Below are 941 nucleotides of genomic sequence, written 5' to 3'. Positions count from 1 at the left end.
CCAGCAATTCAGCGACCACCAAGCACATCCATGCGGAACTTAATGCTAAGCGAATCCCAAGCAATATATTGGGCAAGGCTGCCGGGATCATGAGCTTCGTTATTTGTTCCAAAGGGCTATACTCCAGGATTCTTGCCACATCATATAGCTTTTTATCCACATTCCGCAAACCCAAAAATGTTTGTAAATATAATGGGAAAAAAGCGCCTAATGCAATAAGCAGCACCTTGGATAGTTCACCAAATCCGAACCACATGATGAATAAAGGTGTTATCGCTAGTAAAGGAACCGTTCGTAACATTTGGATGCTTGGGTTTAAATATTCCTCGGATTTTTTTTGCATGCCTACGATGACACCGATCAACATCCCTAAAAAACCGCCTAATGCAAAGCCAAGAATCGCCCGAGTTAAACTGATTTGCAAATGGCCGGCCATTTCCCCTGATCGGACGAGATCTATGAAAGCCGTGACGATCAAGGATGGTGATGAGAATAATTGGGCCGGCATGATTCCGGCTGAACCCAATGCCTGCCAGGCAATCAATACTATTGAGGGCAGGAAAAAGCCACGCAATGCAGATTTGGCGATTTTTGATTGTTTTTTCCTTTCCCTCATGATAAGCTGCTTGTTTTGAGCAATGGTTTGTGAAGACATTTTCATCATCCTTTCCTTCTTTTTTCAAAAATCAATCAAATACTCCAATCTTCCCTATCCTGAGGCTGATGGTCCAGCAGGTTTAGGATATGGGATCTCAATTCCTGAAAAGACTTGCTTGTCCTCGTTCTTGGATATGGTAAATCAATGGGAACGATTGCCTTGATCCTTCCGGGCTTGGCATCCATGACGACCACTTTATTCGATAAAAAAAGCGATTCATCAATATCGTGGGTGACGAGCACCATCGTTGTCTTGTTCCTTTCCCATATTTCAAGTAAAGCTT

General features: G+C 43.0%; 1 protein-coding gene and 1 pseudogene. Both read right to left on the bottom strand.

The features are described from left to right. A partial coding sequence (locus tag CVN76_RS05545) for an ABC transporter permease (RefSeq protein ID WP_232732117.1) occupies window positions 1–664 on the bottom strand: 664 nt, incomplete at its 3' end. 26 nt (window positions 665–690) lie between these two features. Beyond that, window positions 691–941 (bottom strand): annotated as a pseudogene (locus CVN76_RS05540) (ABC transporter ATP-binding protein); the annotation flags it as partial.

It is taken from the genome of Bacillus sp. mrc49 (assembly GCF_002803435.1).
Note: the sequence above shows the minus strand (reverse complement) of the source record. Positions and strands in the feature narration are given on the sequence as shown.